The sequence below is a fragment of the Pseudomonas reidholzensis genome (assembly GCF_900536025.1).
In the GTDB taxonomy this organism is placed as follows: Bacteria; Pseudomonadota; Gammaproteobacteria; order Pseudomonadales; family Pseudomonadaceae; genus Aquipseudomonas; species Aquipseudomonas reidholzensis.
In genome coordinates this window covers 153416-168938 of record NZ_UNOZ01000013.1, presented here as the reverse complement: position 1 = coordinate 168938, position 15523 = coordinate 153416, and the positions used below count along the sequence as shown (strand labels likewise).

General features: G+C 59.5%; 13 protein-coding genes. 6 read left to right on the top strand and 7 right to left on the bottom strand.

The genetic code is table 11. The features are described 5' to 3' along the window. Positions 1-329: 329 nt before the first annotated feature. Entirely contained in the window at positions 330-1721 is a 1392-nt protein-coding gene (locus CCOS865_RS08710) for an aminotransferase-like domain-containing protein (RefSeq protein ID WP_119139828.1), read from the bottom strand. A gap of 430 nt (positions 1722-2151) precedes the next feature. Between CCOS865_RS08710 and CCOS865_RS08705 the strand changes: the two genes are divergently transcribed. From CCOS865_RS08705 to CCOS865_RS08685, 5 genes are all read left to right on the top strand, one after another. Next, positions 2152-3381 (top strand): MFS transporter, encoded by a 1230-nt coding sequence (locus tag CCOS865_RS08705; protein ID WP_279630123.1) that lies wholly within the window; start codon positions 2152-2154, stop codon positions 3379-3381. An 89-nt stretch (positions 3382-3470) separates the two neighbouring features. Then, a complete protein-coding gene (locus CCOS865_RS08700) occupies positions 3471-4313 on the top strand; it encodes a lipopolysaccharide kinase InaA family protein (RefSeq protein ID WP_119139824.1) in 843 nt (280 codons plus the stop codon). A gap of 35 nt (positions 4314-4348) precedes the next feature. Beyond that, positions 4349-5212 carry a lipopolysaccharide kinase InaA family protein gene (locus tag CCOS865_RS08695; protein ID WP_119139822.1) on the top strand — a complete coding sequence of 288 codons (864 nt, stop codon included), beginning with the start codon at positions 4349-4351 and terminating at the stop codon, positions 5210-5212. Between the two features lie 261 nt (positions 5213-5473). Next, complete coding sequence (locus tag CCOS865_RS08690) at positions 5474-6475, top strand: NADP-dependent oxidoreductase (protein ID WP_119139820.1); 1002 nt, start codon at positions 5474-5476, stop codon at positions 6473-6475. A 101-nt stretch (positions 6476-6576) separates the two neighbouring features. Then, the gene (locus tag CCOS865_RS08685; RefSeq protein ID WP_167469035.1) at positions 6577-7689 is read left to right on the top strand and encodes an SGNH/GDSL hydrolase family protein; all 1113 of its coding nucleotides are present in this window, start codon (positions 6577-6579) and stop codon (positions 7687-7689) included. A 46-nt stretch (positions 7690-7735) separates the two neighbouring features. On the opposite strand, the gene pyrF is transcribed toward CCOS865_RS08685, so the two are convergent. Beyond that, the gene (gene pyrF / locus CCOS865_RS08680; RefSeq protein WP_119139816.1) at positions 7736-8437 is read right to left on the bottom strand and encodes an orotidine-5'-phosphate decarboxylase; all 702 of its coding nucleotides are present in this window, start codon (positions 8435-8437) and stop codon (positions 7736-7738) included. A gap of 182 nt (positions 8438-8619) precedes the next feature. Here pyrF and CCOS865_RS08675 point away from each other — a divergent pair, with 182 nt between their 5' ends. Next, positions 8620-8787: a DUF2897 family protein gene (locus tag CCOS865_RS08675; protein WP_119139814.1), complete on the top strand. Its 168-nt coding sequence runs from the start codon at positions 8620-8622 to the stop codon at positions 8785-8787. A 91-nt stretch (positions 8788-8878) separates the two neighbouring features. Here CCOS865_RS08675 and CCOS865_RS08670 read toward each other — a convergent pair whose 3' ends face one another. The 5 genes from CCOS865_RS08670 to CCOS865_RS08650 all read right to left on the bottom strand — a co-directional run bounded on the left by CCOS865_RS08670 (position 8879) and on the right by CCOS865_RS08650 (position 15505). After that, positions 8879-9205 carry a ComEA family DNA-binding protein gene (locus CCOS865_RS08670; protein ID WP_119139812.1) on the bottom strand — a complete coding sequence of 109 codons (327 nt, stop codon included), beginning with the start codon at positions 9203-9205 and terminating at the stop codon, positions 8879-8881. 268 nt (positions 9206-9473) lie between these two features. Then, complete coding sequence (locus CCOS865_RS08665) at positions 9474-11336, bottom strand: acyltransferase family protein (RefSeq protein WP_119139810.1); 1863 nt, start codon at positions 11334-11336, stop codon at positions 9474-9476. 435 nt (positions 11337-11771) lie between these two features. Continuing rightward, positions 11772-13013 (bottom strand): glycosyltransferase family 4 protein, encoded by a 1242-nt coding sequence (locus CCOS865_RS08660; protein ID WP_119139808.1) that lies wholly within the window; start codon positions 13011-13013, stop codon positions 11772-11774. A 40-nt stretch (positions 13014-13053) separates the two neighbouring features. Next, entirely contained in the window at positions 13054-14118 is a 1065-nt protein-coding gene (gene wecB, locus CCOS865_RS08655) for a non-hydrolyzing UDP-N-acetylglucosamine 2-epimerase (RefSeq protein WP_119139806.1), read from the bottom strand. Positions 14119-14248: 130 nt separating this feature from the next. Further along, positions 14249-15505, bottom strand: coding sequence for a glycosyltransferase family 4 protein (locus tag CCOS865_RS08650; protein ID WP_147406495.1), 1257 nt, complete (start codon positions 15503-15505; stop codon positions 14249-14251). Positions 15506-15523: the final 18 nt, after the last annotated feature.

Sequence of the window (15523 nt, the reverse complement as noted above, 5' to 3'; positions counted from 1 at the left end):
CAACGGGTTCTCACACCCGGTCACCTGAAAATGGCGACCCAAGGACGGTATCCCTGAGGCATTTCCCCGACAACATGGAAGGTTCGGCAAGGCGCGTAGGATAGTTCCGAAGGCCAGCCAATCTGAAGCATTTGGTTTCAGATTGGGAAAAGTCTTACGACTAGCGTACGTCGGAGGGGGGATATTCGGCCCCCTGGAAGGCGTCGAAAACACCTCAGAAATCACCCGCTATTCCAAGCATGACGATGCATACCGAAGCATTGCATCGAAGCGCGTGCGCCTGACGAAACCGAAACCAGCAGCCTTCTGATGCCCGGAGGGCTCGCGACCTACTGCGGACTCCCACCTTCGCGCAAAAACGCCTGCGCCCGCACATCCTGCGCATACGCCACATTGATCCGCAGCCACTCATTCGCCGCCCCCTGATAATCAAAGGCACTCCCCGGCGTCAGCAGCACCCCGTGCGCCAGCGCCAAGCGCTCGAGGCTGGCGAAGTCGCGCCCCGGCGCGCGCACCCAGACGAACATGCCGCCATACGGCTCGCAGAACACCTCCCAGCCAAAGCCTTCCAATTGCCCCAGCAGCTTGGCCATGTGCTGGGCCAGGCGCACGCGCAAGCGCTGCACGCTCTTGCGATAGCTGCCATTGGCCAACATCTGCCCCACCACCTGCTCGGCGAAGCGCGAAGTGCCGATGCTGCTGACCATCTTCAACTCGGCCAGGCGCGCCGTGAGGGGCGCGTCGGCCACCAGGTAGCCGACCCTCAGCGCACTGCTGAGGGTCTTGGAGAAGCTGGCCAGGTAGATCACCCGCTGCTCGCTGTCGAGGGTCGCCAGGCGGGTGGCCGGGCCTTCCTGGAAGTCGGCATAGATGTCGTCTTCGATGATCCGCAGGTCATGCTCGCGGGCCAGCTCCAGCAAGCGATAGGCAACCTTCGGCGTCAGGCTGGTGCCGGTCGGGTTGTGGTACAGGCTGTTGATGAACAGGCAACGCGGGCGGTGCTCGGCGAGCAAGCGCTCGAGGGCGTGCAGGTCCGGGCCGTTGGCCGTGCGCGGCACCGGCAGCATGTGCACCTGGTGCGCGCGCAGCAGGTTGAACAGGTTGTAGTAGCCGGGGTTTTCCACCAGCACCGTGTCGCCTGGGCGCAGCAGCGTGCGCACCAGCAGGTCGAGCGCGTGGCTGGCGCCGTGGGTGGTGAGGATGCGCTCGGGGCCGGCCGGGATGTCCAGGCGCTCCAGACGTTTATGCAGTTGCTGGCGCAGGCTGGCCAGGCCCAGGGGCGGCGCATAGTCGAACAGGTCGGCGGGGTTGCCACGGCTGACCTGGCGCACGGCCAGGGCCAGCTCGTCAGTGGCGCGCCAGGCGTTCGGCAGCCAGCCGCAGCCGAGCTTGAGCAGCTCGTCGAAGCCCTCGCGGAACTGCCGCCAACTGCCGTCGACCGCTTCGCCCCAGGCTTCCTGTTCGGCGTCGGGCAACGCTGGCTTGCGCTCGGCGACGAAGAAGCCGGTGCCGTGGCGGGCGTCCAGCCAGCCGCTGGCGACCAGGCGGTCGTAGGCTTCGATGACGCAGGACGGGCTGACGGCGTGGGTCTTGGCCAGGGTGCGGATCGACGGCAGGCGCGCACCGGGGCGCAGGCGCTGGTGCTCGATCCAGGCCTGGAGCTGGTCGGTGAGCTGCTGCACCAGGGGGGTGGGGCTGAGACGGTCGAGGTGCAGGTTCATGGCTAAGTGTTCGCGGGTTTTGAGCGAACAGTTAATCATAAATGGGATGGGTGTGTGCCTTGTTGCAGGCGGGGGCTGAGATCACAGTTGTGGTTGCGAGATGCATGCCTTGATTAATTCGGCGCCTTTGAGATCGAGCGCCGCCCGCGCGGCGCATCGCGGGCAAGTCGGATCGCCGCACCGCCGCTCCTACATTTGCTGCAACGCGCCATGGCCTGTGAGAGAGGCGTTGCCAGCCTTGGTGCAGGTCGAAAGCCAGCAGCAAGGCTATTAGGGTCGACTCAAGGACGTCGGCGTACAAACAAGGCTAAGACGTCGGCCTATCAGGCCATGGCGCGTTGCAACAAATGTAGGAGCGGCGGTGCGGCGATCCGACTTGCCCGCGATGCGCCGCGCGGGCGGCGCTCGATCTCAACGACGCTAAAGAAGCCTGTGGCAAGCACCTGTCCGCCGCAACACGCCCAAAAGCACTCAAGCCCCTCCACTCCCCCAGGGACCACCCCAGATGCCCACCCGCAACGCCCCTGCCCTGCTCGCCTTCGCCCTGTGCATGATCACCCTGGCGGTGAACCTGCAGGCGCCCCTGTACATCACCTACGCCGACCTCTCCGGACGCGGCGCCGCCGCCACCGCGGTGGCCTTCTCCGGCTACGTGCTCGGTGTCCTCCCCGTACTCCTGGCACTCGGCGGCCTGGCCGACCGCGTGGGCCGGCGCCCGCTGATCATCGCCGCCCTCGCCCTGTCGATGATCGCCACCCTGCTCATGCTGCTCGCCCCCAGCCTGCAAACCCTCGGCATCGCCCGCCTGTTCCTCGGCCTCGGCACCGGCCTGGCGTCTGCCACCGCCACCGCCTACATGAGCGAGCTGATGGCCGCCAGCGACAGCAGCCGCGCCGCCAACTGGGTCACCGCCAGCACCTCGCTGGGCTTTGGCCTCGGCGCCGCACTGACCAGCCTGTTCCTGCTCAACGGCCCCAGCCTGACGCCCGGCAGCTTCCACCTGCAACTGCTGCTCGCCGCCGTCGCCGTGGTGCTGGTGTGGCGCCTGCCCGACCCACGCCCGGCGCAGCGCGGCGCCATGCTGCGCCTGCCGTATTATCCGGCCGGGAGCTTGGCCTACGGCTTTGCCATCCTGCTCGCCTGGGCCTGCGTCGGCCTGGTCATCGCCCTGCTGCCGGGGATCTTGCGCCAGCACGGCTTGAGCGCCTGGTCGGGCTTCTCGACCTTCTGCGTGATCAACTGCGGGTTGCTGTTTCAACCGATGGCGCGGCGCATGGCCAGCGCGCAGGCGGCGTTGCTCGGCCTGGTGATCCTGCCTTGTAGTTATGCGCTGCTGGCGTGGGGGGCGGACAGCGGTCAGCTGGTGGCGGTGTTGCTTGGGGCGGTGGCGGCCAGTAGTGCGTGCTATGGGTTTATCTACCTGGGCGGGCTGGCGGCGGTGAACCAGTTGGCCGGGACGGAAAAGACCCGCGCCAGTGCTGGGTTCTTTCTGCTGGCGTACCTGGGATTCAGTTTGCCCGTGATCTTTACCGGCTTGCTCAGCGACTACCTGGGCTCGCGCGTGGCGCTGCTGGCGTTCGGCGCGGTGTTGCTCGGTGGCTGCCTGATCACCGCCGCCGCCCTCTATCCGCGCCGGAGAGCGGTTCCGCTAGCAAATTGACGTCAAATAAGCTGTAGGAAAATTGTGAATTTGTTGTGAAAATGCCGCACACAAAAGTAGTAGCATTTTGATTACACCAAGGACGTTGCGTGTCACCTGACCCCAGAACCTGGACCAAAGATTTCCCCTTCACCCTCAAGCACTGCCGGACCACGCTGCACTTTCGTACCGCCTTGGCGCCCCATACCCGCAGCGCCCTCGAGCGCCTGGTAGAGCGCGCACCCCACGCCAAACGCATCAGCGCCCCGCTCGACTGCAACCGCAGCCGGTTGTTTACCAAGCGCGAGCAACTCGACACCTTCAGAAAGCAATGGCGGGTGCAGCGCGGCACTGCCCGGCGTGATGGGCTGTACGACTGGGCCATCGAAGAGATGATAAACACCCGCGAAGCCCACCGCCGCGGCGCACGCGTGCCCGAACTGCTCGGCTTTGGCTTCACCCGCTCGAAGATCGGCCTGATCCAGGACCTGTTCGTCATCACCCGGCTGTTTGAACACCACACCGACGCCCTGACCGTCCTGCGCAAGGACCCGTCCAACGTGCACCGCGTGTTCCTGGCCGCGACCGAACTGATGTTCTCGCTGCACAGCCAAGGCATCACCCACATGGACCTGTGGGCCGGCAACGTCATGCTGTGCGACACCCAGGCCACCCCGCCCGTGGCGATCGACCTGGAAAACAGCTTCTTTGTGCCCACGGCCTACACCAGCGAGACGCTGGGCTTCCAGTTCGGGTTTCTGTACCTGCGCGAAATCTACCGCTACATCACCGAAGCCGAATACGACCGCTGGGTAGACCAAGCCCTGGCGCAGTTCGCGCCCGACGTCGACAAAGCTGCGTTCAACCGTATCTACACCTTCGCCAAGCATGAGCACATCGGTCGCCTGGACCGCCGTGAAATCTTCCTCAAAGGCCACGTGGCAGGCTGCTGAGCGCGGTTTTCACGTTTTGTTTCCTGGAGTACCGAATGCGTCACCTGAACGCCCTGACCCGTCCCTTTACCCGGCAGCGCATCAACGGCCACACCTTTCATGTCGACCCGACCCACGCGGGCGACCTTCACCAGGTGGTTCAGCGCTTTCTGGCCGCACCCGACCAGCACCAGACGCTGGACATCCCCGAGGCCACGCGCGGCGTTTACCTGCTGCAGGGCGAGCGCAAGTGGGTGCTGAAGTACAACCGCTTGGAGCACTGGAAGAAACGCCTGCAAAACTACCTGGGCCTGAAAAGGACCTACGGCCTGCATGACCTCACCAACGAGTTCATCAACCTCTCCGTCACCGGCCGCAAATCCGCGCTGGTGCCCAAGGTGGCCGCGTTTGGTTACACCGCGCGCTTCCCGCTGCTGCGCGACGAGTACCTGCTGATCGAGTACCTCGACGACCACAGCAATGTCGACGAACGCCTCATCGCCCACCCCGAGTGCGCCTCGGCGCTGCTACCGCAGGTCTTCGGCCTGTTCAGCCAGATGCTCGCGGACGGCTTCGTGCACATGGACCCGCACCCCAAGAACATCCTCATCAGCCCGCAGGGCGAGCTCCGCCTGATCGACTTCGAGTGCTGCGCACACACAGTGATCGACCGCGATTTCAGCCTGGGCTTCCTGATGGGCTATTTCTACCATTACTGGGTCCAGCGCTACGTGCCGCTGGAAGACTACCGCCGCGCTTGCCAGGCGTACCTTGACGCCGAGCAGCCTGGCTTGGACAAGGCCGTATTCGGCCCTGTGTTCGAACGCTTCCTGACCACCAAGGTGTCGCGCACCACGCGCTATTCGATCCTCACCTGCGCGCAGGCCCAGCAAGCGTTCAAGGCGACTCTGCAGGGTTGAGCCTTTGAGGCTGCTTTGCAGCCCTTCGCGGAGCAAGTCGCACCGCCGCTCCCCCTGGATTTGTGGCAGACCCGGACTTCGGGCATTGCAGGATCCTGTGGGAGCGGGCTTGCCCCGCGAAAGCGTCAGCACAGACGACCATTTCCTCTGCAGACCGGCATCACCCCAATCGATCCTCCACCATTCGCCCCGCTCAAAAACCTTGCAACCTGCTTCTCGTATCGCTATCAAAAGGCTTTGCCTTTCTCAGCGAGACGTCCCATGACCCAGACCAACCGCCGCTTCCTGCTCGCCAAACGCCCGGTCGGCGCCGTGACGCGTGACGACTTCACCTACGAGCAGGCCCCCGCTGCCGAGCCCGGCGAAGGCCAGATCCAGGTCCAGAACCTCTACTTATCGCTCGACCCGGCCATGCGTGGCTGGATGAACGAAGGCAAGTCCTACATCCCCCCAGTCGGCCTCGGCCAGGTCATGCGCGCCCTCGGCGTGGGCGAAGTGGTCGCATCCAAGCACCCAAGCTTCAAGCCCGGTGATCACGTCAGCGGGGCCCTCGGCGTGCAGGACTACTTCACCGGCGAGCCCCAGGGCCTGCACAAGATCGACCCTACCCTCGCGCCGCTGCCGCGTTACCTCTCTGCACTGGGCATGACCGGCATGACGGCCTATTTCGCCCTGCTGGACGTTGGCCAACCCAAGGAAGGCGAAACCGTGGTGATCTCCGGTGCAGCCGGCGCGGTCGGCAGCATCGCCGGGCAGATTGCCAAGATCAAGGGCTGCCGCGTGGTCGGCATTGCCGGTGGCAAGGAGAAGTGCCAGTACCTCATCGACGAGTTGGGCTTTGATGGCGTGATCGATTACAAGGCCGAAGACGTGCTGGCCGGGCTCAAGCGCGAGTGCCCTAAAGGCGTCGACGTGTACTTCGACAACGTCGGTGGCGACATCCTCGATGCCGTGCTCAGCCGTCTCAACTTCAAGGCGCGGGTGGTGATTTGCGGTGCGATCAGCCAGTACAACAACAAAGAGGCGGTGAAAGGGCCGGCCAACTATCTGTCACTGCTGGTGAACCGTGCGCGGATGGAAGGATTTGTGGTGATGGACCATGCCAAGGAGTATGGCAAGGCCGCGCAGGAGATTGCCGGGTGGCTGGCCAGTGGCAAGATGAAGAGCAAGGAAGATGTGGTGGACGGGCTGGAGACGTTCCCGGAGACGCTGCTGAAGCTGTTTAGCGGGGAGAACTTTGGCAAGTTGGTGTTGAAGGTCTGATTGGCTGAGGCGGGGGCGGGGGCTGCCATTTCAGCCCCCGCAGGATGGGCGGGTTGTTTGTATACTCATGGGCGACCCCGCAAATTCAGAGCCAAACCACGATGCGCTACTGCCTGATTGCCCTGGCCTTGTTCTCGCTACAGGCGATGGCGGGCAAAGATGACACCCCGCTGCAGGACCACTTCATAAAGTGCGAGAATCGTGACTGCAGCGCCTATACCTCAAGCAAGTTCAGGATGGGCGACAGCTTTCTTACAGGCAGGTCCATTGAAGGCGAATCCTTTTTTGCCGATGCCGACTCGAACAGATCGTTCAACACTGCGTTCCCGCCAAAAAAAATCATCGCCGTCCACAACCACAACACGGGCCAGCTGTATAAGTCCGGCGTCGATTACTTACCCTCCGCTACGGGCATCACGATCCCTGAACACTCCGCTATTGCCTTTGCACCAAAAGGTTTCATCACGACCGCTACGCCTGAAGAAATCAAAAACTACGGGGTAAGGGTAACCACAGAGTTCCAAGCGTATCAGTACGATATTACCTACTCGAAAGAGTCAGTGTTTTACCCCAAGATCTACGGCAGTTTGGGTAGCCTTGCCTCGAAGCTAGGTAATGCCACTGTACGCATCACATTCTATGGCGACTCGATTACCCAAGGCGCTAACGCCACCAGCAGCTACGCACCTCCTCATCAGCCAGCTTATCCCGAGCTGGTCATGGCGAGACTGAGCGAGCTGTACCCCGGCAGGGTCGAGTACCGCAACAATTCGGTGGGCGGCTGGAGTGCCATCAACGCCGCTAAGGCGGTAGACAAGCGCGTCAACGACCTGCCAGCCGACCTGGTGGTGCTGGCCTTTGGGATGAACGACGCGGGCGCCTATGCGCCTGCCGAGTACCGCAAACACATCAAGAGGCTGATCGACTCGATCCGCGCAAAACAGCCTGACAGTGCAATATTGCTGGCGACGCCGATACGCGCCAATCCGCAGAGTTTTATTCAAAAACATCAGTACGTTGACGGGTATCTAGAGTCACTGACCTCACTGGCCTACGAATATAGCAGCGTGGCGGTGGTCGACCTCACGGCCGCGTGGGACCGTATTCTCGAGAACAAGCGCTATTACGACGTAACCGGCAACGGGCTCAATCATCCGAACGACTTCGGCCACAGGATCATCGCCGAAGTCGTGCTGGATGCGATTGTGAAGTAGCGGGCTGTGATCGAAGGAGCTGCAAAGCAGCCCCAGCACTTTCACATCAACCGCGAATCTCAGCCACAACGGCTGCCAAAGCCTGAGCCGGATCGGCTGCCTGGCTGATCGGACGCCCGATCACCAGGTAGTCGGAGCCCGCATCAAGAGCCTGACGCGGCGTCAGGATGCGACGTTGGTCATCTTGCGCACTGCCGGCCGGACGAATCCCCGGTGTCACCAGTTGCAGCGAAGGATGCGCAGCCTTCAAGGCAGTCGCTTCCAGCGCGGAGCAGACCAAGCCGTCCATGCCCGCCTTCTCGGCCAGTGCAGCCAGGCGCAGCACCTGCTCTTGCGGCTCGATATCCAGGCCGATCGCCGCCAGGTCCTCACGCTCCATGCTGGTGAGCACGGTCACGCCGATCAACAGCGGCTGCGGGCCACTGCGCTTGGCCAGCTCTTCACGGCAGGCCGACATCATGCGCAGGCCGCCGGAGCAGTGCACGTTGACCATCCACACGCCCATCTCGGCGGCGGCCTTGACCGCCATCGCCGTGGTGTTGGGGATGTCGTGGAACTTGAGGTCCAGGAACACTTCAAAACCCTTCGCGCAGAGGGTCTCGACGATCCCCGAGGCGCTGCTGGTGAACAGCTCCTTGCCCACCTTGACCCGGCACAGGGCCGGATCGAGCTGGTCAGCCAGCTTCAGGGCGGCCTCGCGGGTAGGGTAATCCAGGGCGACGATCAGGGGCGTCTGGCAGACGGACATGGTCAGGGTCTCTTGGCAAGTCGAAATCGGCGCGCATTGTAAACGATGTAGGCCGCAGTTTGGGGGCCGCGGATCAGCAGAATTGGCCCGGGCGGTGGCGAGTCCTATAATTGAACCAACGCACGCGGGTTTTGCTCAAAATTGATAGACGCGGTGCCAACCCCGCCTTTAGGAGAACGACAATGCCTTGGTATGCCTGGCTGATATTGATAGTCGCCATTGGCTCGATCGTAGGTGGGCTGATGATGTTGCGCGATACCGCGAAGAAGGTGGACTTGACTGATGAGCAGTTGAGGAAGGTGCATGAGCGTAATGCCGAGGCGGATGCCAAGGATGCGCAGGATCGTTAGCTAACCCCGGCAAGTTCAGAGACTGGCAGATTAGCGCTTTGTCAAATCAGGGCTGGCCCACCGAGGTGCCCAGCCCCACCCTCTGCTCCCCTTACTCCACCATCAATTTGTCGCGGTTGCGCTCTAGCAGTGCATTGCCGATACCCTTGATCTCCAGCAACTCATCCACCGAGGTGAACGGCCCATTGGCTTCGCGGTAAGCGACGATGGCTTCCGCCTTGGCCTTGCCGATGCCGTTGAGCGACTGCTGCAGCATTGCCGCGTCGGCGGTATTCAAATTCAACATCGACTGCTGCGATCGCATTTCGCTGACCATCGGCATCGACTCTGGAGCCGGGTTGGCGGGGGCAGCGGAAAGCGAGAAAGACAGGCTGGCGAACAGCGGCAAGAGCAGGTATGAAAGGACGGTATTACGCATGGCGGGATCACTCCTGTGGGTAGATTTGCCAGGCAGCGTTGCCTTGGCTGCCCTGACAACCTAGCGCCTCAACGGCTTGTCTCCCAGCACTGATCAGCGTGCAATCGTTACCGAATCAGACGTCCTAAGCCTCATGTCCAAACGCCCTACACACCAAGCGGAAAGGTGCCCAGAGACATGATCAGCCACCAGCACTGAAAGGTGAGGCCTTAGGCCGGCCTTGCCTCGGTCACAACTTCGCAGTAATAAGCGCCCTTGACTGTGAAATTCATGGAGCAGCTATCTTGAGCTCCGAGGTCACCTGCTGAAGCCGACTGAGTTCACTGGCTAGAAGGTCTGCAGCAACCCGCCCGTAGGCGTTCGAACCAACCTCATTCAAATGATGGTTGTCTCTGTAGATCAATCGACCGTCCGCGATGGGCGGTGTGGAAAACAGCGCCAACACTGCGGGATCAAAGAAGGCGGCGTTCGGATGCTGGGCTACCCGATTTGCAATTTGCTGATTGGCACTAGCCCATGTATTTTCCAAGTGCGCCGTCCGTGCGCTACCCAGTTCATTGAAGCGATGCATACGCTGCACGTTCGACGTCAGCATTGGAACTTGAGCCAACACAATCAGTGGCTGTCGGCGTGCCTCTGTCTCGCTCAGAAAGCGCTCAAACGATCTCAGGAATTTCTCACTCGGTACGTGGTACTGCCACATTCCGGCCAACCAGACAGCATCCGCTGAATCGCGATACCGCTGAAGAGCTAACGTTTGCTCTTCACAAGGCCGTCTGGCCCGCTCTGTTATCCGCTCCTTGTCAAACCCGGCGATTGGAATACAGCTGCTTGCTGTGATCACCCTGATCCGGGCATTGATCGCCCTCCCCACGACGTCTGCGAAATAGTTCAACTGTGCGGCATGACTGTCACCCAGTAGCAGAATCTCTCTTGAACCCTGTGGGTCTCCACGTAAACACTCACCCACTATCTGACCGTGGCAGATAGTTTCCGGCAGCGCATAGCGGGTAAGTTCGACTGCCATCGGCGGGACCAGCAATGGGTTTGTTACTTTGGCTGCCAGTATCAAAGCTGCCGCCAATGCGGAAAACGCCGCGAGCTTGTACTGAACGTTGGGCACGCTGGGGCGGCGAAACGGATGCTCAATGAAATAATAGGAAAACATTGATAACGCGAGTGTGAGGACGGCAAACAAGACAAGCGCGCTCAGCGACAGCTCATACACCTCCAGAAAGTAGCGAAGCCCTGCTAGGACCGGCCAATGCCAAAGGTAAAGCGAATACGACAATCCTCCGATAAACACCATCACTCGGCCGGCAAGCCAGCGGTTGACCAAGCTATCGGGTGCGCTTAGCAGAAGCGCGGTACCGATGCAAGGTGCCAATGCCAGAAACCCTGGGAACCGAGACGCCTCGGAAATGCACACCACGCTGAAGATCAGAAGGGCTGTACCTGCCCAGGCTTTCAGGTTGTTGTGGCCACCCAGCGTACCTGATGCTGAAACGGCCAACAGGCTACCGATCAAGAATTCCGGGACGCGCGCGAGCAGGGAGAAGTAAACGCTCTGCTTTTCATCGTTGACCAACTGGTATTCGGCGTGGAGCACGAAAATAGCCGCAAGAATGACGAGCGCAGGTTTGACAAAGCGCACCGGCATCAGCACAACGAGTACAGGCAATACCAGGTAAAACTGCATCTCGATCGCGAGCGACCAGGTATGCAGGAGGGGGCGCTCATAAGAGGCTGCAGCAAAATAATCGTTTTGGCTGTTGAAATAATTATTGCTATTGAAATAAAGCGCAGACTTCAGCGAGTCAAAAAACGAATCAAAGTCCCTGGGGATAAGTAGAATCGCCATGACCACTGTAACAATCGCAAGCAAAAACACATAGGCCGGGACAATCCGCCGCAGTCGTGAAGTGTAAAATGAGAGCACATTGACACTGCCGCGTACTTTCTGCCGCGCCAGGATACCCGTTATCAAGAACCCCGAAATTACAAAAAAAATATCGACACCGACGAAGCCGCCCGGTAGCCAATGTTGGTTTACATGGAACACGATAATCGCGAGCACGGCCAGCGCCCTGAGCCCCTGAATATCATTTCTTTGACCGCTCACTGCTTCCACTCCGCCGCTCCCGGCTCACGCTAATCATCTGAAGGGCGTTTTACAGCAACTGAATATGAATGGACACCTGCTGCGCAGGATGATCGCTAGCGCCCATGAAACACCTGACACGCCTGACGACCTCTGCCTGGAGCCTGTCCGCCCACGTGGGCTCAGGGGTGCTGACCAGGGCAAACGTCGCCAAATAGGATGAGGACGGCTATGCTGAGGGGCGGTTTTTCACGTCCCGGAGATTCTCAGACGCCTGGATTTGGGAAAACTGCCCTTGGCGTGCTCACTCATCACATGAGCACGCCCCGCCAAGTGGATAATCCAATCGACCGCAGGGCATCCATTGATGAAGGGCGTGGCGCTTGTCAGGGCATCCGGAGCGCGCGAGCTCTTCACACAGGGCCGAAACCACGAGTCCGGATGCACCCGTTACCAGGATTCGGCTCATGCAGGACGCCCACTGCCCAGCCCCTGCAATAGCTTAGGCGCCAGTGTCTCATAGGTGTAATGCTCCAACACTGCTTCACGTCCCTTCAGGCCCATAGCCTTGCGTTGCTGTTCAGTCAAGCGCATCAGTTGAATGATCGCTGACGCGATCTCGTCGGGCGAATCGGGGTCCACGGACAGGCCGCAATCATACTCATCCACCGGATTGTTATTCACCGTGCAGGCGAAGATGATCGGCATGCCTCCCCGCATGTAATCCCATAGCTTGTTCGGGCTCACGCCAAAGCGAAACAGTGGCTCGGACTTCAGCGATATATACCCCGCCGAGGCGAACGCCAACGCAGCCATCACATCCTCCTTGGGTTGCTGAGCAAAGAACTCGACTATGCCGCTGGCCTCGCGCGCCGCCAGGCTCGAGAGATGCGCTTTGCTCTCCCCCTTACCTACCAGGATGATTCTAACGTTCGCATTACGTTGCTTGAGTATGGTTGCCGAGCGTACAAGCCCGTCCAGCGAATTGGGCTTACCGTGCGCACCGGCGTAAATAACCACGAAAACACCCTGCTGCCTCAGGTCCCTCACGTGCCGAATGAAGGGGCTATCGTGCGTGTCAGCGCGCGTACCCGCATCGCTTGCCACCACACCATTGGGCACCCATAGAAATTTACCAGCCGAAAGGCCTTTGCCTCGCATATGCGGCTCAGCGTAGGGTAAAAGGCTGATCACCTTGTCGGCACGGGCATAGGCAAATCGTTCAATAAGTCCCGTGGCGCGAACCAGGAGGTTAGTTTCACTCAAGCCGGCTAACTCGATTAGGCTCAACGGCCAGAGATCGCGTACTTCGAACACAAACTTTGCCCTTAGCAATCGAGCAGCAAGCCAACAACTCAGCACCCCAAAGGGATGCGGCGATGAATAGATAATGATATCTGGGCGACCGCGCCTAACGGCCTGAATCATACAAAAAGGCAAGAGCAAGGCTGCAAAAACAAGCATGGAGAGCACGCGCCCCATGCCATTGCCTCGATAGCGCAAGGTCGGAACATACGAATACTCTGCCCCCTCCACCGTCGCACTACCCACACGACGTGCATCAGGCTCGAGCAGGTGGTGGTACGCAGCAGTAAAGATGACCGACCGGTGTCCCGCTTGATTCCAGATTTTTGAGAAATAATAGGGACGCCAATAGCGTCCGATACCTGGACCGCCGGCGTAGGGATGCACATACCAGATGTTCATTTTATCGATAAACCTTATCTTTTGGCGCACCCATCACACTTCACATATTCGCCAAGTACTCGGCGATTTTGCCGCACGCTTGCCCACCGCCGTAAAGCTGCGCGTCGTCCCGGACCACATTGCCCAAGTTCGCACGAATCATCCTCACAATCGTCTCTCGTTCCGCGCCGGCCAAGACATTGGCCCCACACGTGACAAGCTCCTCCCATTCAGTCTGATCACGCACCGTGACACAGGGCTTTGCGAAGAAAAACGCCTCTTTTTGAACACCGCCACTGTCAGTGACGACCAAGCTGCTGCGCTGCAGCAACCAGACCATTTGTAGATAGCCCACCGGATTGATGACGTGCATATCCAGTTTCAGGCCGTGCAGTTCTATCATCCCTGCCGTGCGAGGGTGCAAGGGCAACACCACCGGCGCGATGTCGTGATGAGCTTCATTCAATGCGTCGATAATTGAGCTCAGACGACCCGGGTCATCGGTGTTCTCCGCGCGGTGTAGGGTCGCCAGTATGAAATCCTTTTGATGCGCCAGCCCGGCGGGCGCAATGGCATGCTGAGCAAAGAACATGGCGCTGTCTTGCATGACATCGCCGACGTTGAGCATCGTGGCGCCCCTGCGCTCAAACCCCTCATTCTTGAGATTGCTCAAGGCCGTCTGGGTCGGGCAAAACAGCACTTCACTCACCTGATCAGTCAAAATTCGATTGACCTCCTCAGGCATGCACATGTTGAAGCTGCGTAGACCGGCCTCGACGTGCGCAATGGGAACGTTCAATTTAGAGGCCGCAAGCGCTGCCGCTAACGTCGAATTTGTATCACCATAGACCAGCACGCAGTCCGGCTTTTCTTGCTGAATGACGGTCTCGATTTCAATCAGCATGCGCCCGGTCATTTGGCCGTGAGTGCCGCCGTGAATACCCAATTGGTAGTCGGGGCGCGGGATGCACAGCTGCTCGAAGAAGATGGCCGACATATTGGCATCGAAATGCTGGCCGGTGTGTACAATCACTTCCGAAAGAGCATCATGGTGAAGGATGGCTTTGGAAACCATGCTCGCCTTGATGAACTGAGGGCGCGCACCGATAACGGTGACGATTTTCATACCCACGCTCGCTGTTTTGGGAGGTCGCTGTTTGACTGCGCCCAATAGCGTCCGTTCAGTTGCCAGCCGCTATGCGTCGCCATGAACACATGGACAGTGAGCCCACCACAAAAACAGGCAGTACGGATAATCACGCCGAGCCAACTTTCTCGATCAGACGCTTGATAAAACGGGTGAAACCCACTCGTTTATAGAACTCATACACTTCACGCCAATAGGCCTTCCTCAATGCATCCTTGGAGGTATCGAGAAGTGTTCGGGCAATTAGCTTTTTCTGCAGCTTGCCTTGTGCCCTGATTTGCTGATGATTGAATTCCAGGTACGCACCCAAATCGATCTGTTGCGGCCGCTCAAGTACCCGCTGATAAACGACCTGACAGGTCTTGGCTACTGCAACCGGATCATGCGTTTGGCAGCAATACCGATAACCGCGCTCGGCAATGTCTTTGCGCAGGTCATAAGAACTTACCAGTTCACGCAACACCTGCTCAACCGTGTCTGGATTAGCGATGGCAATAGGCGGCTCGCCACCAAAATGATCGAGCAGATCATCACGTACATAGGACACAACTGTTTTACCAAGCGCCATAGCTTCAACCGCCAATACGCCATACCAGCCTATGCGGAGCTGATCAACGATAATATCGGCCTTTTCAAAGACGGCGCGCGCTTCCGACTGCGAAAGATTTTCCACCAGGACAAAGTCGAAGTCCAAACCTTCTAGCTTGAGTGCCTCCACGGCCTTGAGCACGTGCTCGGTGCCCTTCACCCCCCGACGACTGGGCGCATGCACGACCAGGGGCCTATCGCTTTTTTGGATCCCTACATACTTCCAGGTATTGAAATCGATCACCCTGGGGATCACACTCGCGTCAGGCACATATGTCGCCAATTCGGGATCAGAAACGACCAACTCATCAGCCAGCGCACGGCACATGGCCACATACGCAATTTGGCTCGACTCAGGAAACTTGGCCATCAAGCGTTCTGGATCGTCATTCACGTAATGATACGGATTATTGGCAGCGAATAAACTTGCCATACGTATCTCACTGCCACGGAAGTGAATCACAATCCGCTTCCCCGCCGCCTTCAATGCAAGGAGATCAGTCCCCATTGGAAAACGCGGCATGCCTTTATTAAAGAATAGGGTAATGGCATGGATATGGATGACGTCCGCCTGACCACCAAGGTCCGCCAGCATTCGGCATTTGTCGGCTACGCCAGCGTCGGGAAAATTGTAGTCCGAAGGATAGGAAAACTTATTGTAACCCATCACCACATTACAGGCATCGACACCAATACTTCTTAATGCACTCGCCATCATCGCGGGCTGGCCTGCTGACGGGCCAAAACCATGAAGAACCCTATAATCGCTTTTGCTCACCAGAACCCCCTTACTCGA